At 62.5% G+C, this 18,994-nt stretch carries 24 protein-coding genes and 1 pseudogene; 1 reads left to right on the top strand and 24 read right to left on the bottom strand.

Going from position 1 to position 18,994, the window contains the following annotated elements; genetic code table 11:
* Position 1: 1 nt before the first annotated feature.
* Positions 2–205, bottom strand: a complete 204-nt coding sequence (locus ACNFHO_RS07245; RefSeq protein ID WP_054891026.1) for a hypothetical protein — start codon at positions 203–205, stop codon at positions 2–4.
* A 356-nt stretch (positions 206–561) separates the two neighbouring features.
* Between ACNFHO_RS07245 and ACNFHO_RS07250 the strand changes: the two genes are divergently transcribed.
* Positions 562–1,680: an LOG family protein gene (locus ACNFHO_RS07250; RefSeq protein ID WP_054891027.1), complete on the top strand. Its 1,119-nt coding sequence runs from the start codon at positions 562–564 to the stop codon at positions 1,678–1,680.
* A 60-nt stretch (positions 1,681–1,740) separates the two neighbouring features.
* Here the strand turns inward: ACNFHO_RS07250 and recX are convergent, their stop codons facing one another.
* The 23 genes and pseudogenes from recX to ACNFHO_RS07365 all read right to left on the bottom strand — a co-directional run bounded on the left by recX (position 1,741) and on the right by ACNFHO_RS07365 (position 18,952).
* Positions 1,741–2,211: a recombination regulator RecX gene (gene recX, locus ACNFHO_RS07255; protein WP_414154149.1), complete on the bottom strand. Its 471-nt coding sequence runs from the start codon at positions 2,209–2,211 to the stop codon at positions 1,741–1,743.
* A 19-nt stretch (positions 2,212–2,230) separates the two neighbouring features.
* Positions 2,231–3,298, bottom strand: a complete 1,068-nt coding sequence (gene recA / locus ACNFHO_RS07260) for a recombinase RecA (protein ID WP_054891029.1) — start codon at positions 3,296–3,298, stop codon at positions 2,231–2,233.
* A 104-nt stretch (positions 3,299–3,402) separates the two neighbouring features.
* The gene (locus ACNFHO_RS07265; RefSeq protein WP_416765777.1) at positions 3,403–3,885 is read right to left on the bottom strand and encodes a CinA family protein; all 483 of its coding nucleotides are present in this window, start codon (positions 3,883–3,885) and stop codon (positions 3,403–3,405) included.
* A 59-nt stretch (positions 3,886–3,944) separates the two neighbouring features.
* Positions 3,945–4,445, bottom strand: a complete 501-nt coding sequence (locus tag ACNFHO_RS07270; protein WP_416765779.1) for a lysis system i-spanin subunit Rz — start codon at positions 4,443–4,445, stop codon at positions 3,945–3,947.
* Positions 4,439–4,987 (bottom strand): glycoside hydrolase family 19 protein, encoded by a 549-nt coding sequence (locus ACNFHO_RS07275; RefSeq protein ID WP_063545893.1) that lies wholly within the window; start codon positions 4,985–4,987, stop codon positions 4,439–4,441. The genes ACNFHO_RS07270 and ACNFHO_RS07275 overlap by 7 nt, the downstream gene beginning before the upstream one ends.
* Positions 4,988–5,056: 69 nt before the next feature.
* The gene (locus ACNFHO_RS07280) at positions 5,057–5,413 is read right to left on the bottom strand and encodes a hypothetical protein (RefSeq protein ID WP_063545894.1); all 357 of its coding nucleotides are present in this window, start codon (positions 5,411–5,413) and stop codon (positions 5,057–5,059) included.
* 52 nt (positions 5,414–5,465) lie between these two features.
* Positions 5,466–5,609 (bottom strand): annotated as a pseudogene (locus tag ACNFHO_RS07285) (zinc finger domain-containing protein); the annotation flags it as partial.
* A gap of 30 nt (positions 5,610–5,639) precedes the next feature.
* The gene (locus ACNFHO_RS07290) at positions 5,640–6,674 is read right to left on the bottom strand and encodes a phage late control D family protein (RefSeq protein WP_416765781.1); all 1,035 of its coding nucleotides are present in this window, start codon (positions 6,672–6,674) and stop codon (positions 5,640–5,642) included.
* Between the two features lie 40 nt (positions 6,675–6,714).
* Positions 6,715–6,921, bottom strand: coding sequence for a tail protein X (locus tag ACNFHO_RS07295; protein WP_063545897.1), 207 nt, complete (start codon positions 6,919–6,921; stop codon positions 6,715–6,717).
* Positions 6,896–7,741 (bottom strand): phage tail protein, encoded by an 846-nt coding sequence (locus ACNFHO_RS07300; protein WP_416765783.1) that lies wholly within the window; start codon positions 7,739–7,741, stop codon positions 6,896–6,898. Before ACNFHO_RS07300 ends, ACNFHO_RS07295 begins: the two co-directional genes overlap by 26 nt.
* 15 nt (positions 7,742–7,756) lie before the next feature.
* Positions 7,757–9,787, bottom strand: a complete 2,031-nt coding sequence (locus ACNFHO_RS07305; protein ID WP_416765785.1) for a hypothetical protein — start codon at positions 9,785–9,787, stop codon at positions 7,757–7,759.
* Between the two features lie 124 nt (positions 9,788–9,911).
* A complete protein-coding gene (locus tag ACNFHO_RS07310) occupies positions 9,912–10,214 on the bottom strand; it encodes a phage tail assembly protein (RefSeq protein WP_063545900.1) in 303 nt (100 codons plus the stop codon).
* Positions 10,215–10,225: 11 nt separating this feature from the next.
* Entirely contained in the window at positions 10,226–10,735 is a 510-nt protein-coding gene (locus ACNFHO_RS07315) for a phage major tail tube protein (protein WP_054891039.1), read from the bottom strand.
* A gap of 13 nt (positions 10,736–10,748) precedes the next feature.
* On the bottom strand, positions 10,749–11,915 hold the full coding sequence (locus tag ACNFHO_RS07320) for a phage tail sheath family protein (RefSeq protein WP_125931562.1): 1,167 nt from the start codon (positions 11,913–11,915) through the stop codon (positions 10,749–10,751).
* Between the two features lie 106 nt (positions 11,916–12,021).
* Entirely contained in the window at positions 12,022–12,618 is a 597-nt protein-coding gene (locus ACNFHO_RS07325) for a hypothetical protein (RefSeq protein ID WP_416765788.1), read from the bottom strand.
* 39 nt (positions 12,619–12,657) lie between these two features.
* The gene (locus ACNFHO_RS07330) at positions 12,658–14,394 is read right to left on the bottom strand and encodes a phage tail protein (protein WP_416765789.1); all 1,737 of its coding nucleotides are present in this window, start codon (positions 14,392–14,394) and stop codon (positions 12,658–12,660) included.
* Positions 14,387–14,995, bottom strand: coding sequence for a phage tail protein I (locus tag ACNFHO_RS07335; RefSeq protein WP_416765791.1), 609 nt, complete (start codon positions 14,993–14,995; stop codon positions 14,387–14,389). Before ACNFHO_RS07335 ends, ACNFHO_RS07330 begins: the two co-directional genes overlap by 8 nt.
* A gap of 1 nt (position 14,996) precedes the next feature.
* Positions 14,997–15,878: a baseplate assembly protein gene (locus tag ACNFHO_RS07340; RefSeq protein WP_065862268.1), complete on the bottom strand. Its 882-nt coding sequence runs from the start codon at positions 15,876–15,878 to the stop codon at positions 14,997–14,999.
* Complete coding sequence (locus ACNFHO_RS07345) at positions 15,875–16,201, bottom strand: GPW/gp25 family protein (RefSeq protein WP_063545905.1); 327 nt, start codon at positions 16,199–16,201, stop codon at positions 15,875–15,877. Before ACNFHO_RS07345 ends, ACNFHO_RS07340 begins: the two co-directional genes overlap by 4 nt.
* 87 nt (positions 16,202–16,288) lie before the next feature.
* Positions 16,289–16,849 (bottom strand): phage baseplate assembly protein V, encoded by a 561-nt coding sequence (locus ACNFHO_RS07350; RefSeq protein ID WP_112899014.1) that lies wholly within the window; start codon positions 16,847–16,849, stop codon positions 16,289–16,291.
* Positions 16,846–17,343 carry a hypothetical protein gene (locus tag ACNFHO_RS07355; protein ID WP_416765793.1) on the bottom strand — a complete coding sequence of 166 codons (498 nt, stop codon included), beginning with the start codon at positions 17,341–17,343 and terminating at the stop codon, positions 16,846–16,848. Before ACNFHO_RS07355 ends, ACNFHO_RS07350 begins: the two co-directional genes overlap by 4 nt.
* 11 nt (positions 17,344–17,354) lie before the next feature.
* Positions 17,355–17,678, bottom strand: a complete 324-nt coding sequence (locus tag ACNFHO_RS07360; protein WP_054891048.1) for a phage holin family protein — start codon at positions 17,676–17,678, stop codon at positions 17,355–17,357.
* A gap of 539 nt (positions 17,679–18,217) precedes the next feature.
* Positions 18,218–18,952 carry a LexA family transcriptional regulator gene (locus ACNFHO_RS07365; RefSeq protein ID WP_416765795.1) on the bottom strand — a complete coding sequence of 245 codons (735 nt, stop codon included), beginning with the start codon at positions 18,950–18,952 and terminating at the stop codon, positions 18,218–18,220.
* Positions 18,953–18,994: the final 42 nt, after the last annotated feature.

Below are 18,994 nucleotides of genomic sequence, written 5' to 3' on the forward strand. Positions count from 1 at the left end.
TTCAGGCGACCTGATCGTCGCTGGCGCGCCGCTGTTCTTCATCGGCGCGCAGATCCGCCAGCAGGGCCTGAAGGTAACGTGATTGCCTGTCGGCGCCTTGCAACCTGCGCAGGCACTCGCCCTCCAGGCTCAAGTGGTGGTCCTTGGCCGCACGCCTGAGCAGTTCATACAACTGCAGGTCCACCTCGATGACCAACCGATGCATGCTTCTTCCTCCCTGCATCGCCCTCTGCCCTCAGTTAAACAAAGCTCGGCAAGGATTGGATCCGATCAGACGAACGGTGACCTTCAGCGAACCGGCACGATCGCGCGCCAGCGTCTAGATTGAAAGCGAACGACAGGCATTTTTCGGCAAGCACAGGAGATTGCCGACGCCACGACGTTGCCGGATCCGCAACGAAAACAGACAAGATGGATACATGCCACTGCATCACGGCCTTGAAGGCCTACTGCAATGCTCGGGATGCACACTCGAGCCACAGCAGCCAGCGACACACGCAGTGTCGTGGCCGGTACTCACCATCGACCGGTCAGAGGTTTTGCTGCAGAAGGAGACGTTGAATGCCTTACCTACCGAATGAACTGCTGTCCAAGCACTTCAGCGACCAGGGAATCGACCTGGGCAGGATTGACGAACAACTGCAACTGGTGGCACCGAACAGCCCCAACCTGCCCCTCTACCGCGACATGATGTTGACCGTGCTGCGCATGGCCAGCGACGACGCCAACCGCTGGAACGCCAAGATCACCTTGCAGGCCCTGCGCGAACTGGATCACGCCTTCCGTACTCTCGAGCGCTACAAGGGCCGACGCAAAGTCACGGTGTTCGGCTCGGCGCGCACACCCCAGGAACACCCGATGTATGCCCTGGCCCGGGAACTGGGCGCCACGCTGGCACGCTCCGAGCTGATGGTCATCACCGGTGCCGGTGGCGGCATCATGGCCGCTGCCCACGAAGGCGCCGGTGCCGAGAACAGCCTGGGCTTCAATATCACACTGCCTTTCGAGCAACATGCCAATGCCACGGTGGACGGCACCGATAAGCTGCTGCCCTTCCACTTCTTCTTTATCCGCAAGCTGTTCTTCGTCAAGGAAGCCGACGGACTGGTCCTTTGCCCGGGTGGCTTCGGCACGCTCGATGAAGCGCTGGAAGTGCTGACCCTGATCCAGACCGGCAAAAGCCCACTGGTACCGGTGGTGCTGCTGGACTCGCCTGGCGGCAGCTTCTGGCAGGATGCCCTGAACTTCATCAGCCGTCAGTTGGAAGAGAACCGCTATATCTTGCCCAGCGACCTGAAGCTGGTACGCCTGGTACACAGCGCCGACGAGGCCGTTGAAGAGATCAAGCAGTTCTATAGCAACTACCACTCGAGCCGCTGGCTGAAGAACCAGTTCGTGATCCGCATGCTGCACCCCTTGAGCGAGGCTGCGCTATGCGATATTCAGGAGGGTTTTGCCGACCTGCGCCTGAGCGGCAAGTATCATCAACAGCCCGACAGTAGCGCAGAACATGAAGTCGGCGACTTCAATCACCTGACCCGCCTGACCTTCGCCTTCAACGGCCGCGATCAGGGGCGCCTGCGTGAATTGGTGGACTTCATCAACCTGCCGGAAAACTGGGCAAAACCTCAGCCCATGCACACGACCCAGCATGCGCGAGAAGCGCTGAAAGTCAGTTGAACGAAAAACGGCCAGTACGGCTGACCTGGCAGATATCTGCCTGGTCAGCCGTACTGGCCGTCAATCATCGAGGTCGCGCCCGCTGAGCAGCCGACCGATCATGTCCATGGAAAAACCACGGTAGGCGAGAAAGCGCGTTTGCTGCGCGCGACTGCGGGGATCCTGAGGACGTTGCCCGCCGAACTTGCGCTGCCAGACGTCCCGTAGGCGGGCCGACCAGTCCACACCGCTCTCGCGCAGTGCCTGATCGATATCGCCACGGTTCAGCCCTCGCTGACTCAGGTCCTCACGAATACGTGCGGGGCCATAGCCGGAGTTGGAGCGATAGGAAATGAAGCTTTCCAGGTAGCGCGCCTCGCTGAGCAGCCCTTCCTCGGCAAGCCGATCGAGCGCAGGCTCGATCAGCTCATCGGTGGCACCGCGCTGACGCAACTTGCGCGTCAGCTCGACACGACCGTGCTCGCGGCGTGCAAGCAGGTCCATGGCTGTCCGCCGAACGGCGACGGGAGTGTCGAGTACGACGGACGACATGCGCGATCAACCAGCGATATCAATAACCGGCTTCAGCATCAGCCATATCGTCGGCATCAGCTTCAGCGGCGGCGGCCTTGCCAGCAGCGGCGACAGCGCCGGAGGTCAGCAGCTTCTCACGAATCTGCTTCTCGATTTCCGAACCGATGGCCGGGTTCTCTTGCAAGTACTTGGCGGCGTTGGCCTTGCCTTGGCCGATCTTGTTGCCTTGATAGCTGTACCAGGCGCCGGACTTCTCGACCAGGCCTTGAGAGACGCCCAAGTCGATGATCTCGCCGTTACGGTAGATACCCTTGCCGTAGAGAATCTGGAACTCGGCCTGACGGAAAGGTGGCGAAACCTTGTTCTTGACGATCTTGACGCGGGTTTCACTGCCCACCACTTCGTCGCCTTCCTTCACAGCGCCAGTACGACGGATGTCCAGACGGACCGAGGCGTAGAACTTCAGGGCGTTACCGCCGGTGGTGGTTTCCGGGCTACCAAACATCACGCCAATTTTCATACGGATCTGGTTGATGAAGATGACCAGGCAGTTGGCGTTCTTGATGTTACCGGTGATCTTGCGCAGTGCCTGGGACATCAGACGGGCCTGCAGGCCGACGTGCATGTCGCCCATTTCGCCTTCGATTTCAGCCTTGGGTACCAGGGCCGCCACGGAGTCGACGATGATCACGTCGACAGCGTTGGAACGCACCAGCATATCGGTGATTTCCAGGGCCTGTTCGCCAGTGTCTGGCTGCGAGACCAGCAGGTCATCGACGTTGACGCCGAGCTTGCCAGCGTACTCAGGGTCGAGGGCATGCTCGGCGTCGACGAAGGCGCAGGTGGCGCCGTTCTTCTGGGCCTCGGCGATGACCGACAGGGTCAGCGTGGTCTTGCCCGAGGATTCCGGGCCGTAGATCTCGACGATACGGCCCTTCGGCAGACCGCCGATGCCGAGGGCGATGTCCAGGCCCAGCGAGCCGGTGGAGATGGCCGGGATGGCCTGGCGTTCGTGATCGCCCATGCGCATGACTGCGCCCTTGCCGAATTGGCGTTCGATCTGACCCAGGGCCGCAGCCAAGGCGCGCTTCTTGTTGTCGTCCATTGAAATCCTCACGTGTTCGACTTGGCCCTGATGGCCGGAATACCTGTATAAGTAGCCAGTATTATTCCACAGGGATTCGTTTCCGCAAACCCCCGTCGAGCGATTTACTCGGCACCAAGCTGTAACAAGCCGTCTAACGCAGCGATCACCGTCTGTCGGCGCACCGCCTCGCGATCGCCCTCGAAGTGGCGACGCTCGCTGATCACGCGGGCTCCATCGCCCCACGCCAGCCACACGGTGCCTACCGGTTTGGCCGGCGAGCCGCCATCCGGCCCGGCGACACCGCTGACCGCTACGGCAAAACGCGCGCCGCTGGCGGCCTGGGCACCACAGACCATGGCCTCGACCACCTCCTGGCTGACGGCGCCAACCTGGGTGAACAGCGCCTCTGGGACGCCAAGCTGGCGGGTCTTCTGGGCGTTGGAATAGGTGACGTAACCCGCCTCGAACCAGGCCGAACTGCCGGGAATACGGGTGATCGCCTCGGCGATGCCACCACCGGTGCAGGACTCGGCGGTGGTCACCTGCGCATTGAAGCGGCGCAGGTGTTCGCCCAGGCGGGTAGAAAGTACGGTGATCGGGTCCATGGCAGGCTCCTTGCGTGACTGCGCACTACCCTACCACCCTCATCCCCCCAGGCAAGGATTCACGGCGCCAGCGCGCGGATGTAGGCCTGACAGGCGCGCAGGGCGATCAGCCCCCGGTCGCCGTCGTCGGTGATGGCGATAATTCGTCGAGCATGCGCCGGGTCAAGTCGGGCGCGTACGGCGCCATGATCCACGCCGCTGGCGCCGGTGGCGGCAGGCATTGTGGAGCAGGTGGCGTCGCGCTCGACCAGGACCGACAGGCGCAGATCGGCAGTAGCAAGGCGATCACGCAGCCGAGCCTGATTGTGTTGCGCATCGGTAAGCTCCTGGAAATGAATCGACTCGCTGTCGTGCAGGCGTCGCTCGAGCGCCTGGCGCTGCTCGCGCTCACTACGCAGCTGTTCGTTGAGCACCTCGGCCTGCGCCACCCGCTGGCGCGCCTGCAACTCGTCCGACTCGGCGAGCAGACGCTCGTAGCGCCAGGCCTGAACCTGCCAGGCCAACGCGGCGGACAACAGTACCGAGGCAACGTACGCAGCAAACTGCAGGCGGCTCAGCACAATACCTCCCGAGCCCTGGCCCAGAGCTTGAGGCGCTCATCCAGGCCATTGAGCCCACCATTGATATGTCGGGTGATGCGGTTGAACTCACCACGATCGGCCAGGGCATTGAGCCCGCGCGACTGCCAGAACCAGGCCGCCGACTCGCAGGCCCAGCGCGGCTGCTCGAGTAGCTGGGGTTGCGCCAGCAACCGCTCATCACCGAACAGCGCACGGCTGCAAGCCTGGTAGTTGTTGCGTCCGGTGACCTGGATCAGGCCGCGACCGCAATACAGCTGGCCATCACCGTCGGCCTCGGGCGTGTTGCCCAGGCGCAGGGCCAGTGGGCCGGTGTCGTAGCGTGAAAGATAGCGATCGCTGCCCAGTTCCTTCACATAGCGTAACTGGCCGGACTCATGACCGACCTGGGCGAGGAAGGCGGCGATGCGCTTGGGGTGATCGATCTCCCAGCGGGCCATGGCTTCGTTGAGAGGCGTGAGAAACGCGCTGGCACGCTGGCCAGCCAGAGGGTAAATCTGAATGAGTTGCCGCTCGGTGAGCATGCAGCACCTCCTTGGCGCAAGAAAAAAGCCCAGGCAATGCCTGGGCTCGGGAACATCGACGCGTTGCTATCAGATGCCCAGCGATGCCATCTCCAACGGCGAGCGATAGGTCGCTGCGGCCTGGGCGATGCAGGCACGGGCCTGCAGGTTGGCGTCCTTGAGATTCTGGATCTCATCGGCGATCCGCTTGGCGCCCTTGACCAGCCACATCCGCGAATACACCGCGGCCGCGACGCCACCCACGACGATGACCAATGCCGAGAAGAAATCGGCCAATCGTTGCGAGCAGATGCTGATCTGCTCGACCGTGATGCGCACCACTTCCACCACCTCCTCGTTGTAGTCGAGGTTAGCGGCCACGCTGGCCCCCCAGATGCTGGTGACCAGTGCCTTGCAGTCCTGAATTTCCTGTGCGGTAAGCGACATGATTACATTCTCCATTGCTATCAGTTTGTTCGGCGGACGATTCCGCCAGGTGATCGCTCGCAGGCGATGGCTCGAAGCGCGTGGCTTTCACATGATTCAGCGTGCGGCACCGGCCGCACTTGATCTGGAGCTCGGAAGCGGGGGTGATGCGGGCCAGCAGCTTCCTGCACTGGCCGCAGCGAAACTCGACGAACATGGGCACGTCCTCTGCTGAGTGGGTAGACCGTCACGCCTTGAGTGAAGCGACCTTGCCCGGCGCGCTGCCCTTGTTCCCAGCCTTGCCCGCCTTGCCACCGTTGCACTGCACGGTGGTGCGCCAGCCAGAGCCGGTGAACACCTGCTCGACCGAGTCGATCAGGTACTGGCCGTCGAGCCCGTCGACAAAACCACTGACCTCTATGCTGCGCTCGACGAACAGGTCGGTGCGCCCAGGCATGTCCAGGCGCACGCTGGCAGACTCGCGATTGAAGCTGGCCAGGCGTGCGCGGGCAGCCTGTTCGGCGGCGGCGCGATTGGGGTACAGGTGGCGGTCGGTATGAACAGGACGCTGGCTGCCCGAGCTTTCGGCGTTGCTCAGTTCGACCACCTTGAGCTCGCCGCTGGCACTGTCCTGGTGACGGGTGCGCACGGCCTTGCGAGTGGCCTTGTCGTCCAGGCGAAATTGCCATTGGCTGACGTCGCTGCGCCGCAGCGTTACCAACCCCAGCGTCTTGCCGCTGGCGCTCTGCCCGCCCTGGCGCGGCAGCACCAGCAGCTGGCCGTTGGCGAGCTTGGCGGTGCAGTCGTACTGGCGGGCCAGACGGGTGATGAAGTTGAAGTCCGACTCGCTGTACTGGTCGATACGCGGCACGTTCAGGGTGACCGGGCAGATCGCCTGCCAGCCGTTGCGCGCACCGATCTCGGCGATGATGCGTTGCAGCGGAACATTCTCCCAGCTGCCGCTGCGGATGGTTCTGCCACTGCCGCACAGGTCGCTGGCCTTGCCGCGGATCACCAGGGTGTCCGGCGGCCCGGACAGCTCGACCTCATCGACGGTGAAGCGCCCCAGCAGCGTCAGCGGCTGCCCGGCGTAGCCCAGGTGCACCTCCAGCACCGCGCCGCGAGGCGGCAGGGCCAGGGCACCGTCGCGGGCATCGATGCGCAGCTCGAACGTATCCGACTCCATGCCGGGTTTGTCGGTGGAGCGCAGCAGTAGCAGGCGGTCGTTGATCAGGGCGGTGATGTCCTTGCCATCGGCCTTGATGCTGAAGACAGGTTGCATGACTCATGCCTCCGTTGTCGGTGTGGATATGGGCCTGCGCTCAGTCCCATAGCTGCACGCTGCTGACCGTGGCAGTGGGCAGGTCCGGTAGCAGGATCATCACGCCGGCGCGCAGGGGCTGGTCTTCGTCGGCCAGCCCCTGATTGGCCTCCAGCACGGCTTCGACCGTGCGGTTGAGGTGGCCGTAATAGTGTTGACAGAGGGTGTCGAGCAGATCGCCGTCAGACGTTTTGCAGGTCTTCGCCATAGCGGGTGAACTCCAGTGAAAAACCCTGTTTGCGTGGAATGCCCCCGGCCAGCAGGTTGCTCTGGTCTTCGTCGATGCTGGTCAGGCACCAGGTGCCGAGCACCTCGCCGTACCCTGTGGTCAGGCTCAGGGGCAGCAACTGGCGACCGATGCTACGCAGGGTCTGCAGTTGGCCCAGACCACCCTTGAAGGAGGGAAAGATCGCACCACGGATGCTGATCGTCTCCTCCCCCTGGCCGACGGCCTGCTGCGCGCTGTCGCGGCTCAGGCGTTCCTGGGCGGCCCAGCGAAAGCGGGTCTGGCGACGCAACTGGTCGAACGCGGCGGTATCGAGGTTGAAGTAGTACGGCGTGGCATTGGCCTTCAGCGGTTGCAGCACCAGCAGGTGCGGGAATGGCTTGATCGCTTCGGCGGTCGGCGTTGTCAGCGGTGCGAAGCCGAAGGTGACGAGCACCCCGCTTGCCACCGCGCGGGCATCGCCCACCACCTTGCGGATCGCCGCGCCAGCCTTGCCCAGGTGTTCGGAGAACGCATCGACACGCTCCTGCACCTTGCGCACCTCGTCGACGCTCTTGTCGTAGCGGGCAATCACTTTGTTGACACGCCCTTGTGCCGAGTCGATGGCACGCAGGGTACGTTGCAGGCGCTTGCCGATGGCCGGACCGATCCAAGGCAATGCTTCGAGTTCAGCCGCGGCTTCCTTGACGTGGTCCACGGCCTGGTTCATCGGGTCGAGCATGGCGCCGGCACGCCGACGCCCCTCCTCGCCCGCCTTGACCAGTGCATGCAGTGCGGCCTGCAACTGCTCCAGGTAGGTCATGAATGTCCCTCCGGTTCAAAATTGTCGTAGAGGGTCTGCCAGACGCGCTTCATCAGCTCTTTGCCGTTCTTCCAGTACCCGGCGCACAGCCAGTTCCAGGTCGGTGGCGAGTTGGTCGTGTGCAACAGCGGCGCCTTGCAGCGTGATGGGGATGTTGGTGGTGAAGTTGAAGGGCTGGCCTGCCCCGCCGGTAATGACCGGTTGGGCCGGGGCTTGCGGCGGAGCATCTGGCAGGACGCTGGCTTGCGGCGGCACCGACAACTGCGCGGCTGGTACCTGCACCTCTACTGCGGGCTTGTCCATTAGAGCTGAACGTCCAGACGCTGAGGCCTGCACCGTTACCTTCGACGCCCCCAGTACAGCAGCCGGCCTTGACGGCTTCTGAGGCGATCGAGGGAGCTCGACCTTTACGGCAGCGGGCGCAACGCTGGCGCCATGACTTTCGAATCTGGGAGAAGGCACGATACCGGGGACCAACGAAAGACCAGGAATCGCCGGAGGCCATGCACGAGGCTCAGCGATGGCGCCTGCAACCCGTTGCTTGGCCACCACACTTGCTGCCCTCCCTTCATTCACAGGAGGCCTCAACAGATCTCTGACGAGAGCCTTGTCCATGCCGGTAATGTCAGCAGTCGAACCCGGCTTCGGCATAGTCAACATCGAAGGCCGCCGTTGCGATGAACCGCTTGCGGCGGTTGCAAACTGCGCCATAAGTCCCGGCAGTCGAAGAGGAGACGGCGGTCCCGACGTCCTGGCGCGCTCCGGGTTCTGCTCCTGTGCAGTACCGCTTACCTTGGCCGACAACCCGCGCCGTACCGGCTGTGCTGTGGAGGCAGGCTCCGGGTACTGGGTGGCCAAATATTTGCCTAACGCCGACCCAACCTGATCGCCCACAAAGTTGCCAACCGACATCCCTATCGTGGTACCGATCGGACCCAGCAACGATCCGGCGGCACCCAGGGCGCCGCCAAGGATCAGGCCCCCTGCCGCGCCGCCATAACCGCTCCACCTTTCTTCACGGGTTTGCGCCGTGCCATAGGTATAGGCCGCCTTTGCACCAGCCTCGATGAACATCGAAGCAAGGGGTATTTTCAATGCCTTGAGGTTCTCTGCGACGCCCTTGGCGGTCCCAGCAACAGCACCTGGGTTGGTGTAACGCCGCTTGAGTACTTCCCAGCTGGCATAACCCCCGCCCACCACCGCAGCAGTCGTAAGCGCGTCCTTGACTGAGCCAGACAGCGTCGAATAAGGATCCGCGTCAGGTTTCGACTGAGTCGATACCGGCGTTGATGGCGGTTTGTCCTTGGCTGTCTCCGATGCAGGGTTCGTGACCCGCTCGCCAGCCCAGGCGCCCAGCTTGTCGCCGGCCATACCGAAGGCAACGCCGCCCACCTCCGAAACCATCGTGCCCCAGCGCGGCACCGCCGCTCCCAAGGCCTTGCCGCCTAATGTGCCGACTGCCGACCCAACCGCACTGAGATAGCCCACTGCCTGCTCCTTCGCCGTGGTGGCCGTGGAAGCGGCGTGGAAGAGCTTCAACCCCAAATCCAACTTGGTTGCAGAGGCAGCCTCCTTGGCCGCAGCCCCTGCTCGACTACGGGCAGTGGCTCGGCTCGGCGTGGGATCAGCAGAGGCTGACGAAACTGCTTCGCCCTCCCCCGACACCACCCCTTGTCGGGCTTCAGGTGCATCAGCGTTGATCCGGGGAGTTGAATCTGCGCGCGGCCGAGGCTGGGGGTACGCATGTACGATCTGAGCGGGCAACTCGAACGGGGGTGAGTTGGATGCGCGCCATCCCTGTTCAGCCAAGGGTAACGGCTGGTGCTCCAGTGCCGGACTGAGTCCTTGCCAGTTCGACAGCTGTGGCACGGCCGATGGATACGGGCCTGGTCGCCAGATATCCAGCGGTGATGAAAACGATTGCAGCGCCTTGCCGTAAGGCGCCCAATGATCGGTAAACCTGGCGCGATAGTCATCGAGCGCGCCAGGGAAAGCCGAGCCAGATGCGACGGCTTCCCCCAGGGCAATCCCTGATTTGTTCGCCATCCGTTAATCCTCTCAATCCGAAAGCCACCAGACCATGTCGCTGAACGACATGGTCATGATTTCGCTCGCGGAAAAGTTCAGCTCCTTGGCCAGCCGCCTTGCGGCGGCCTTCTGCCGGGTCGGGTCAAACCTCGTCGTCCTGCACCAGGCGAAAATACCCGGCCTGCAGGCGGCCGTAGTCCTTCAGGGTGAGGCCTTCGAGGTCCTTGATGCCAACTTCGGCCAGCGAGGCGAACAAGTTCAGCTCGCGCTGCTCGTCGTCGCTGGCGCCGCCGGCCTGGGCGTTGCGCATGTCACGCACCGTCGGGGCCCGCAACGTCAGGCTGTCGACCTGAATGCCATTGGCCTCGCTCGGACGCGACAAACGCACCGTGACGCGGTCGGCTGCAAGGTTCAGCCACTGGGGCTGGCGGTTTTCCTGAGCCATGAACACCTCCTTTACAGGCCCAGCGCAGTACGCTGCGCCGCCAGTTGGTCGACACCGTCGATCACCCGCTTCATGCCCAGGGCATCGATCTCGTAGACCAGGCGACCATCAACCTCCAGCTTGTAGTAGCTGAGTGCGACGCTGTGCTTGATCTCGGCCTTGTCGCCGGATTTCCAGTCGCCCATGTCGACTTCCTTGAGCGAGCCACGCAGAGTGACGATGACCGGATTGATCTGGCCCTTGAGGCCCTTGAAGGCGCCGCGGAACGTGCCGTTGAAGGCCGTGCCATCGGCCAGGCCGAAGAACTTCAGCGACTCGCGGCGCACGCCGGTGGTGGTGAAGGCCGCTTCCTGCTTCTCCATGCCCAGGTCCATCTCGACGGGCATGTCCATGCCACCGGGACGGTGTTCTTCCATTTTCAGGGTCAGTTTGGGCAGGGTCAGGCTGGGTACATCGCCCTGGAAGCTCACACCGTCGACGAACAGGTTCAGGTTGGCCAGGGTTTCGGGAATCATTGCCATGTAGATGCGCTCCTTAAGCGGCGGAATCGAGGACTTCGGTCAGCCACTGGTTGGTGACTTCGACGCGGAAATTGGGGTTTTCGGCAGGCGGTACGTCGGTGAAGCGGATGTTCCAGTACACCTTGCCCTGCTCCAGTTGGCTGGCGGTGTTCAACTCCGGATCGGCGAAGACCTCGAAGTTGATGATCGCGCCCTGGTTCTTCAGGTCGCGCATGAAGGCCTGCAAGCCCTCGGTGACGTCCTTGACGTAGGTGGCGGTGATGGAGCGGTCGACGGCCCACTTGTGGCCGTAGAGGATCGCGTCCATGACGATGTCCATGGTCCGCACGCGGGTGACGAAGGCCCACTTCGGATCGCTGGACAGGGTGCGGTTGCCCCACAGTCGGAAGCCGTCATCGCGGATGATGGTGGCGATGTTGGCGTTGTTCAGCAGGTTGGCGCGGCAGCTGTCGTCGCCATCGAGGAACTCCACCGGGCGGCTGGTGCCGGTGATGCCGACGAACTCCTTGTTCGACGGCGAGGCCCAGAAACCGTACTCGCGGTCAGTGAAGGCGAACAGGCCGGCGACCCAGGCCGAACCTGGCGCATCGACGGTGGCCTCGGCGATGGTGTCGAAGTAGCGCACGCCCGGATCGACCAGGAAGGCACGCTTGGCGCCGAAGTTCTTGGCGTAGGCGAGCGCGGCTTCGTCAGTGGTGCCAGGGCCGTCGATGATGGCGATGCCGCGCAGCTTGTCGGCCAGTGCCACCAGTGCGGTCCCGACCGCCTGGGTGGCGCTGTGCTTGGGCGCGACCAGCAGGCGCGGCTGGGCGTTGAAACGGCTCTTGCCGTCGAGCAGTGCCTGCAGGCCGGTGCGCTTGCCGTCTGCCAACACGTTGCCGATGATCGCTGCGGTCTGCTCGGCCGCCTCTTCGAGCTTGGCCACGCCGCAAGCGACGATGACCGCCTTGGCGCGGCTGTAGATGGCGCGGCAGGCCTTGGTGATCGCCGCATCGGCGCCGAAGGCGGCCACGGCTTCACGCTCGCTGGTGATGAGGACGAGGTCGTTGGCCTTGGCCGTGACACCGGCACCTTCGGTGAAGGTGTCGACCAGGCCGATGATCGACGACGACGGCAGTGCGATGTTGCGGGCGCCGGTGTCTACGTTGGTTACGGTGACGCCGTGGAAGAATCCACTCATGTAGGTTGTCTCCGAGTCGGATATAAAAAGGCCCTGCGGGGAATGCAGGGCCTGCGGGGTATTGGGAAATGCTCTTTGACTCTGTCAAAGCATGGACTGGCGGGTTTTAGGACGGCTGCCCCGCGCCCTGATGCGGATTAGGCAAGCCTTCGAGAGATTCAAGCAGCAAAGTTGTCGCCTGGACTCGCTCAATTATTTCTTGATAAAGCGCTTGTCTAGCTTCACCTTCCAAGTTGAATAGTTCATGTTTGCGTAATCTGAAACTGGCCAAGGCTTCGAGAGTGGATTCACGTTGTTGCGCCTTATCGAGGATCAGATTGGTCGCTGCCTCAAGACTCAGCCCCGTAGTGGCGGCATAATATTTAATCCAGCCCCCTGGCTCACCGCTGTAACCTGCTTTACGATAAGCCACTGCAGCTTTTTCACGGGCTGCATATTCGGGTTCGAACCTAACCCATCTGGCATAAACGTCAGCGACCCGGTCATCGATACGTCTGGACAGTTCTTTACTGCTTGGCCAAGAATCTGCGGCATCAAAGAGGCGCGGGGGATGCAAGGAAAAGTCTATAAGTTTTCCCTCGCTTTGCCCCGCCAACAAGCACTCGTGGAGATCATCGGATATTGCTTGAGCATCAGGTGGGAGCGTCGACGACACCTCGTCACTGTAAAACGCTCTTGCCTGGCTACTTGCGTAAATGGTCATTTCAGCTCCCTAGAGAATGTTCAAACTTTCTGCACGTGTTCAATAGCCCAGCGCGCGCCAATGCATAGAACGGGAATTGTTCAGGTAGTTATCATTGAAGACCTGGCCTTCGAAGCCAGTAGGAGTAGGGTGACCGTGACTGACTTCTTGGCGTGATAAGCGATAAGAAGGATCGCGGTCGTAATCGTCTATCGCCACTCCGACGGTGACGACCAGGCTCAAGCAGGCAGTTGAAAAGGCGACCGGGAACACCGTATCGATGGATATACTAGAGGCACCCACCAAGGAATAACGAAAGCCCCATTGCTCGATGAGTCCATTAGGTAGGCGATAGTAACCCGTTGTACCTAAGTACTTGGCCCAAGGCTGGCGAAGGTGCTCGACTCCGGTACCTAACATCATCCACTTACCCGTGCCGATGTAAGTCAAATCCACATAGGTATCGGGTGGAAGCATTCGAGGTAGCTTCGACGATGAGGTCGCCATACTTTCCTGTAATTCATCCGCTCCCTGAGGTGTGACCGATAGTGCTTGCCAGCCCCAGTTGTGTACGCGGATCGTGCTGCCGGGAGTGGCTGAGATGAGTGCGGAGTTAGGTACCGTATATGCTTGAATACCACTACCCCAGAAATGTACCACCCCTCCCACATGAGCGATGGTACCTGCAACGACGGACGTGCCGTTGTAAACCGAGACGCCATTGAATTGCTGACCTCGAGAATGCACGAAGTCTGTGCTCGCCAGCGTTGTATTGGCGGTGAAACGCGGCTGCGTCGGTGCAACGGGATTTCCAGTAAACATCGGGCTGATCAAAGGAGCCTTGAGCGTCAACGCGGTGTCCATCTGGGCAGCAGTGTAAACATCGGTCAGACCATAACCTGCCACAGTGCTAGGGTTCGTCGCCGCCACCACACGCCCATACTTGTCGACTGTTACACTGCGATAGGTCCCAACAGCAACGCCGCTGCGTCCAAAGGCCATTTCGTAGTCCTGGGCGCTGATACCCAAGCTGATAGGCCCGTCGCTCACCAGTTGCCAGGCACTGTCACCATTGACCGTCCCCTTCTCCACCAGCACCAGTAGGCCCGGCGTGATCTTGGCGTCGGTGTTGGCATCGCTGCAACGTGCCCAAGCACCGCCGGCCGCCAAGTACAGGCCGTTGTCCTTGGCAGCCGTCTGGTTCTTGACCAACACCCGGGCCCCGGTGACCAGCGCCACGCCATCGACGGTCTGCAACCCGCTCAAGGCGATGGGTGCAGTAGTCGCTACCAGCACCGAATGCTTGAAATCCTGCCTGGCCAACTCCTCGCTGACCCACTCTCGGGTAGCCAGCACTACCGCAGGGTCGATCTTCAACTGCACATTGCTCGCGCTGCTGACGATCAGGTTCATCCGCACGACCTGAGTACGGCCCGAGCCCTGGCTGAGCAGCGGCTTGTAGGTAGGTGCGCAGTTAGCCACAGCGACCATGTCGCCGTCGGCGTCGTACAGCGCGATCTCACGGATCCAGCGCCCGCCCACGTCGGCAGGGATCACCTGCTCGGCGACGATCACCGCGCTATTCTTGTCGTCCACCTTGAGCTGGTTCAACGGCGCGCGGCGCCATTCGTTGATCAGGCTGGTCTGGGTGGCATTGGGGGTCGGGTCGGTGCCGTTGGCATCGCCCACGCCCATCTGGGTGATTTTCCACGGAATGCCCAAGGCATCCGCATTGGCCTGCTTCGCCGCGCCCACATTGGTGAGGATGGCGTAGAACTGAGAAGTCTGGTCAACCATGTGCAATGTCCAAGGTATCGATTGTGTGTTCTCGGCCGCCGCGCCCAATGACGCCTTCAACGTCGATGTCTCGCGGTGCCGGTGGATAGATGTCGAGCTCGTCGCCATCCTGGAGCGCGCAGCCGAGATGGAAGGCGCCGTTGCTTTCCAGGCTGATCACCATGCCGGTCATGTGCCGACTGACGGGACGGGCGTCGTCGATCAGGGCCGACAGTTCGTTGTAGGTCTGCTCGCTGATGCCCGAGTTCTCGACGCCGATCTTCAGCGCGAAAGTCCCCGGCACCCCGGCAGGCTGGGCCTGCCACCACTCCTGCACCTCGATGAGGTAACCGAACGGCTCGACCACCCGCCTGAGGGCGCCGAGGGTGCCCTTGTGGGCATGGACGAAGAATGTCGAGCGGATCACCGAACGCTTGACGGTGTCGCTCCAGCTGTCGTCCCAGCGATCCACCGACCAGGCCCAGGCCAGCTGGTAGAGCAGGTGCGCTGGGCAGGTGTCGGGGTTGTAGAGCTGGCGCAGGGTGACCTTGAGGTCTTCGTCGCCAGCCGTTTCGATGGCCCGCTCCAGCGGGGTGCGGTTGAGCGGCAGAAGGCTTCGCATGTCAGCCTCCGCGCTTGAGGTCGAAGCCTGTGCACCAGGCAGCCTGGGCCTTGCTCGGGCGGATGTCGGTCCAGTCGATCAACTCGACCCGGCTGACGCCGTCGATGTGCAACTGGGCGTCGATGCCAGAGCGGGCGACCTCGACACCCAGGCGGCGCCGCGGGTTGATCCAGGCCTGCAGACGACGCCGGCACTCGCTGAGGATGGCCTCGTACTCGGGGCCGTTGTCGGCCATGTGCAGCACGGCGTCGATCCGGTATGGCAGCACCTGGGCGCTGCGCACATTGACCCGGTCGGCAACCGGGCGGATGTCCTCGTCGTTGAGATAGGCGTTGACTTCGTCGAGCAGCGCCTGGGGCGCGACACCGTCGTCATCGATGCTCAGTACCGTGACATCGACCACCGCCGGCGACGGGCTTTCGGCGGTCGCGTCGGCGACCCGTCCCGAGGCGTTGCGGGCGTGGAGGATGTAACTGTTGCGCGGGCCGGCGGTGGTCAGGCCTTCATAGACCAGTTGCACACGTTCGCGCAGGGCGTCGTCGGACTCGAGAATCGCCTCGGTGGGCGGAACGGTGGTGGGGTCGGCGGCCTGGATCACCAGGCGCTGCAACGAAACGTTGGCCGCCAGTTGGTCAAGGTCGCGGCCCTGGGCATAGGCGAGCAGCAAAGCCTTCGCAGCATCATTGATGCGTGCCCGGTTGAGCAGTTTTCGGTAGGCGCCGACTTCGAGCAGCTTGGTGACCGGATCGCTTTCCAGCTGTGCCGTCCAGCCATCGCCCATATGTGCACGAAAGGTTTCAAGGTCGGCCTCGTACAGCGCCTCGAAATCAAGGTCTTCGAGCAGTTGCGGGGCGGGCAGTTTTGACAGGTCTACCTGGCTCATACGCTCACCTCCACCAGGGCGTCGTCGCCCAGGTAACGACCGCTCAGGGCCAGGCTGACCTGGCCGTCGAGCACGGCCACGACCTTCACTCGCTCCAGTTGCAGGCGTGGCTCCCAGCGCCCAAGGGCGCGGGCGACCTCGGCCTGGACCGCGCTCTTCCAGCCTTCGTTGACCGGCAGGTCGACATAGCGGCGCAGTTGGCTGCCGTAGTCCGGGCGCATGCGGCGACTGCCCAGAGGGGTGGTGAGAATGTCCTCGATGGACTGGCGCAGGTGAGCGATCCCGGCCAGTGGCAAGCCGGTGCGACGGTCCAGGCCGATCATGGCGCGCCTCCCGGAAAAGCCCGGGCGCGTTGATGGGTATCCATTGCGTTCTCCTGGCATGAAAAAGCCCGCGATGGCGGGCTGGGTTCAGTGTTTGTGGTTGGGCGTGTTGCCGGCGGTATCGATGATCCGCCCACCGCCGTTGATGTCGCCGCTGACAGTCAGCGGGCCGTTGACCGTGACCTTGCCGGTCAGGGTGATGCTTGAGGCCTCGAGGGTGATCGCGCCGTCACTGACCACCAGGGTGCTGGCACCGACCTTGATGCGTGCGTTGCCGCTGGGCAGTTCGATGTCATAACGCCGGGCCTGCCAGTCGTAGGTCAGCGAACCGCCGTCATCGAAGCGCCAGACCTCGGCGTGCTCGCGGTTGTCTGGCGGGAAGCCGGCATTGCCATACAGCCCGGCAAAAAAAGTACCTTGCGCCGGTTCGCCACTGGGGCTGAGCAACACGCCCTGCTCACCCAGACTTGGCGCCCGCCAGTGCCGAGCCTTGCCCGCCGCCTGGGCATGCCAACGCACCCAGGCGCTGGTCCAGCCTCCACCATCGGACACCCGGACCCGGGCAGCGGCCAAATCCACCGCCACCACGCGGCAGGGAATCACCAGGGTGGCGAGCATGCGGTCATGCGTGGCGCTGACGTAGCTCATGCCAGGTCCTCCGGGGCGATGTACTGGCTTTCATTGCCGGGCCCCGTTTCTGGACTGAAGCCCAGCCGGAGGCTGCCCGGCGGCTGGTCGGGCCAGTGCCATTGCAGTTCGCCCAGCAGCACCGGCTGGTCCCAGCGCACGCGCCAACCAGCACCGGCGAAGAACGCCCGTACATTGCGGCTCGGCTCGACGAAGTCGAGCCCCCATAGCTGCTGGCGCAACAGGTCCATCAGTTGCGCGGCCAGCACACTGCCCTGCAGGCGTGCCTCGGGGTTGGCGGCATCGGGGGTGATGTCCGCCTCGAAGGTGGTGACCAGCACCGAGCGTCCATCCCTGGGCGCAGCATCGGCAGTCATGCGCACGATGCCATGGCGCAACGCAGGTAATGCCGGGGCATTTCCTACTTCCGTATAGGCATCGACCGATGCCAGCTCCGGAATCGCCTCTCGAATCGTTGCGGTCAAGGCCGCATGCAAGGTGGCCAGTTCGCTCATGTGCCGCACTCCTATCGTTCGTCCTTCAAACCAAGGCGCCTGGCTGCCCAGCGTTCGTAGAGGCCGATGGCCACATCGGCCCCAGCCATCGCGGTCAGGCACCCGAAGGCGCTGGCGCTCCAGATCGACATGCCACTGGCATACAGCAGCATCACCGTCGACACCCCGCAGACCATGCAAGCCCCCGAGCGCAGCGCCAGCCGCCGCAGCAGCGACCAGCCTCGGGCACCGGCCTTGTCGGCCCGCCACATCTCGCCGGAAAGCCCTCCCAGCAATGCCAGGACGATCACCAGCCAGAGCGGCATCTCCAGCAACGCCTGTTGCTCGTTCGTCACTGTCCTGTCTCCTGTGTCATGGCCACCGGCGAGTGCCGGTGGATCCCTTGCCGTATAACGCGGCATTCCAAAAGGCCCGTCCGTGCAGGCCCTTCAGTAATGCGTTGTCGAACCGCCGGTCACATCTGGTGACACCGACCGTTCCGCTTCAAATTGGTGACTCCGACCGCGGCCACCTGCCCGCCGGATAACTGATCGTGGTGCTTTACGCTGCACACCCGGGCCAGTTGCCAACCCTCTGAACAGTCAAGGCCTGTTCATCGCTGCCTGTGTAACAACCGGTTGCTGTCCGGCTTGAGATACAGGCTATGCACTGATGCATATGCAGTCAATGCATTTTTGAAAAAATTTATGCATGAGGAGTTGCTTAAATGCATGAAGGCCTTGTCGGGTATGGCTTGTAGGGCTTTTCAGAGAGCCTAAAAATTTTGTAGGCCGGGTAGGGTTTGTGGCGACGGGGATGAAAGGCGGGAGGCGGGGATATTTCGTATGCATGAAAAAACCCGCCGAAGCGGGTTTTTATACAGCGGATTTGCGGGTCAGCGTGCGTACATGCCCCACCAGAAGACATGCCCGAGCAGGCTGATCTGCTCTTCCTGCATCTGCTGGAAACTGTAGTCTTCGTCGGGATGTTCATCGCGGTTGAAGCTGCGCAGGCGTATGCCGGTGGGCAGGCGATAGACCTGCTTCACCCGCAGTTGGCCATTGTGGTTGATGGCGTAGAGATCGCCATCGATGATGTCGCCAATGGCACATTTGCCGGTGTTGACGCCGACCGTCGCACCATCGCGTAGCACCGGCAGCATGCTGTTGCCGCGCACCGTGACGCACTTGGCCTGGTCGAACTGCACACCATTGTGGCGCAGGCTGCGCTTGCCGAAACGCAGGCGCGCGCGCTCGCTTTCCTCGATGACGAATCTTCCTGATCCTGCTGCCAATTCGACCTCTCGAAGAAATGGAACGGACACCTCGTCATCCTCGACGGGGGTTTCATCGTCCCACAGGCTGATGTCGCTCAGGTCCACATGACCATGCATGGGCTGCGCCTCGCGGAACTCACCCAGCTCTATGCGGCCACGCAACTGATCGGTGCTCACGCCGAAGTAATCGGCGATCCTGGAGACATGCTTGTCTGACGGATCGACAATTTTCTCGCTGAGGATCCGAGACAGGGTGGATTGCGGTACGCCCGTGCGCCGGTGCAGCTCCGTCGGGGACAGGCCGTGGCGATCGAGCAGTTCTCTGAGTACAGTGGCTACGTTGCGCTTTTGCATAAAATGCATATTGCTGCAGATCGATGGGAAATGCAAATGCAT

The organism is Pseudomonas sp. NY15374, from assembly GCF_048068255.1.
GTDB lineage: Bacteria > Pseudomonadota > Gammaproteobacteria > Pseudomonadales > Pseudomonadaceae > Aquipseudomonas > Aquipseudomonas machongensis.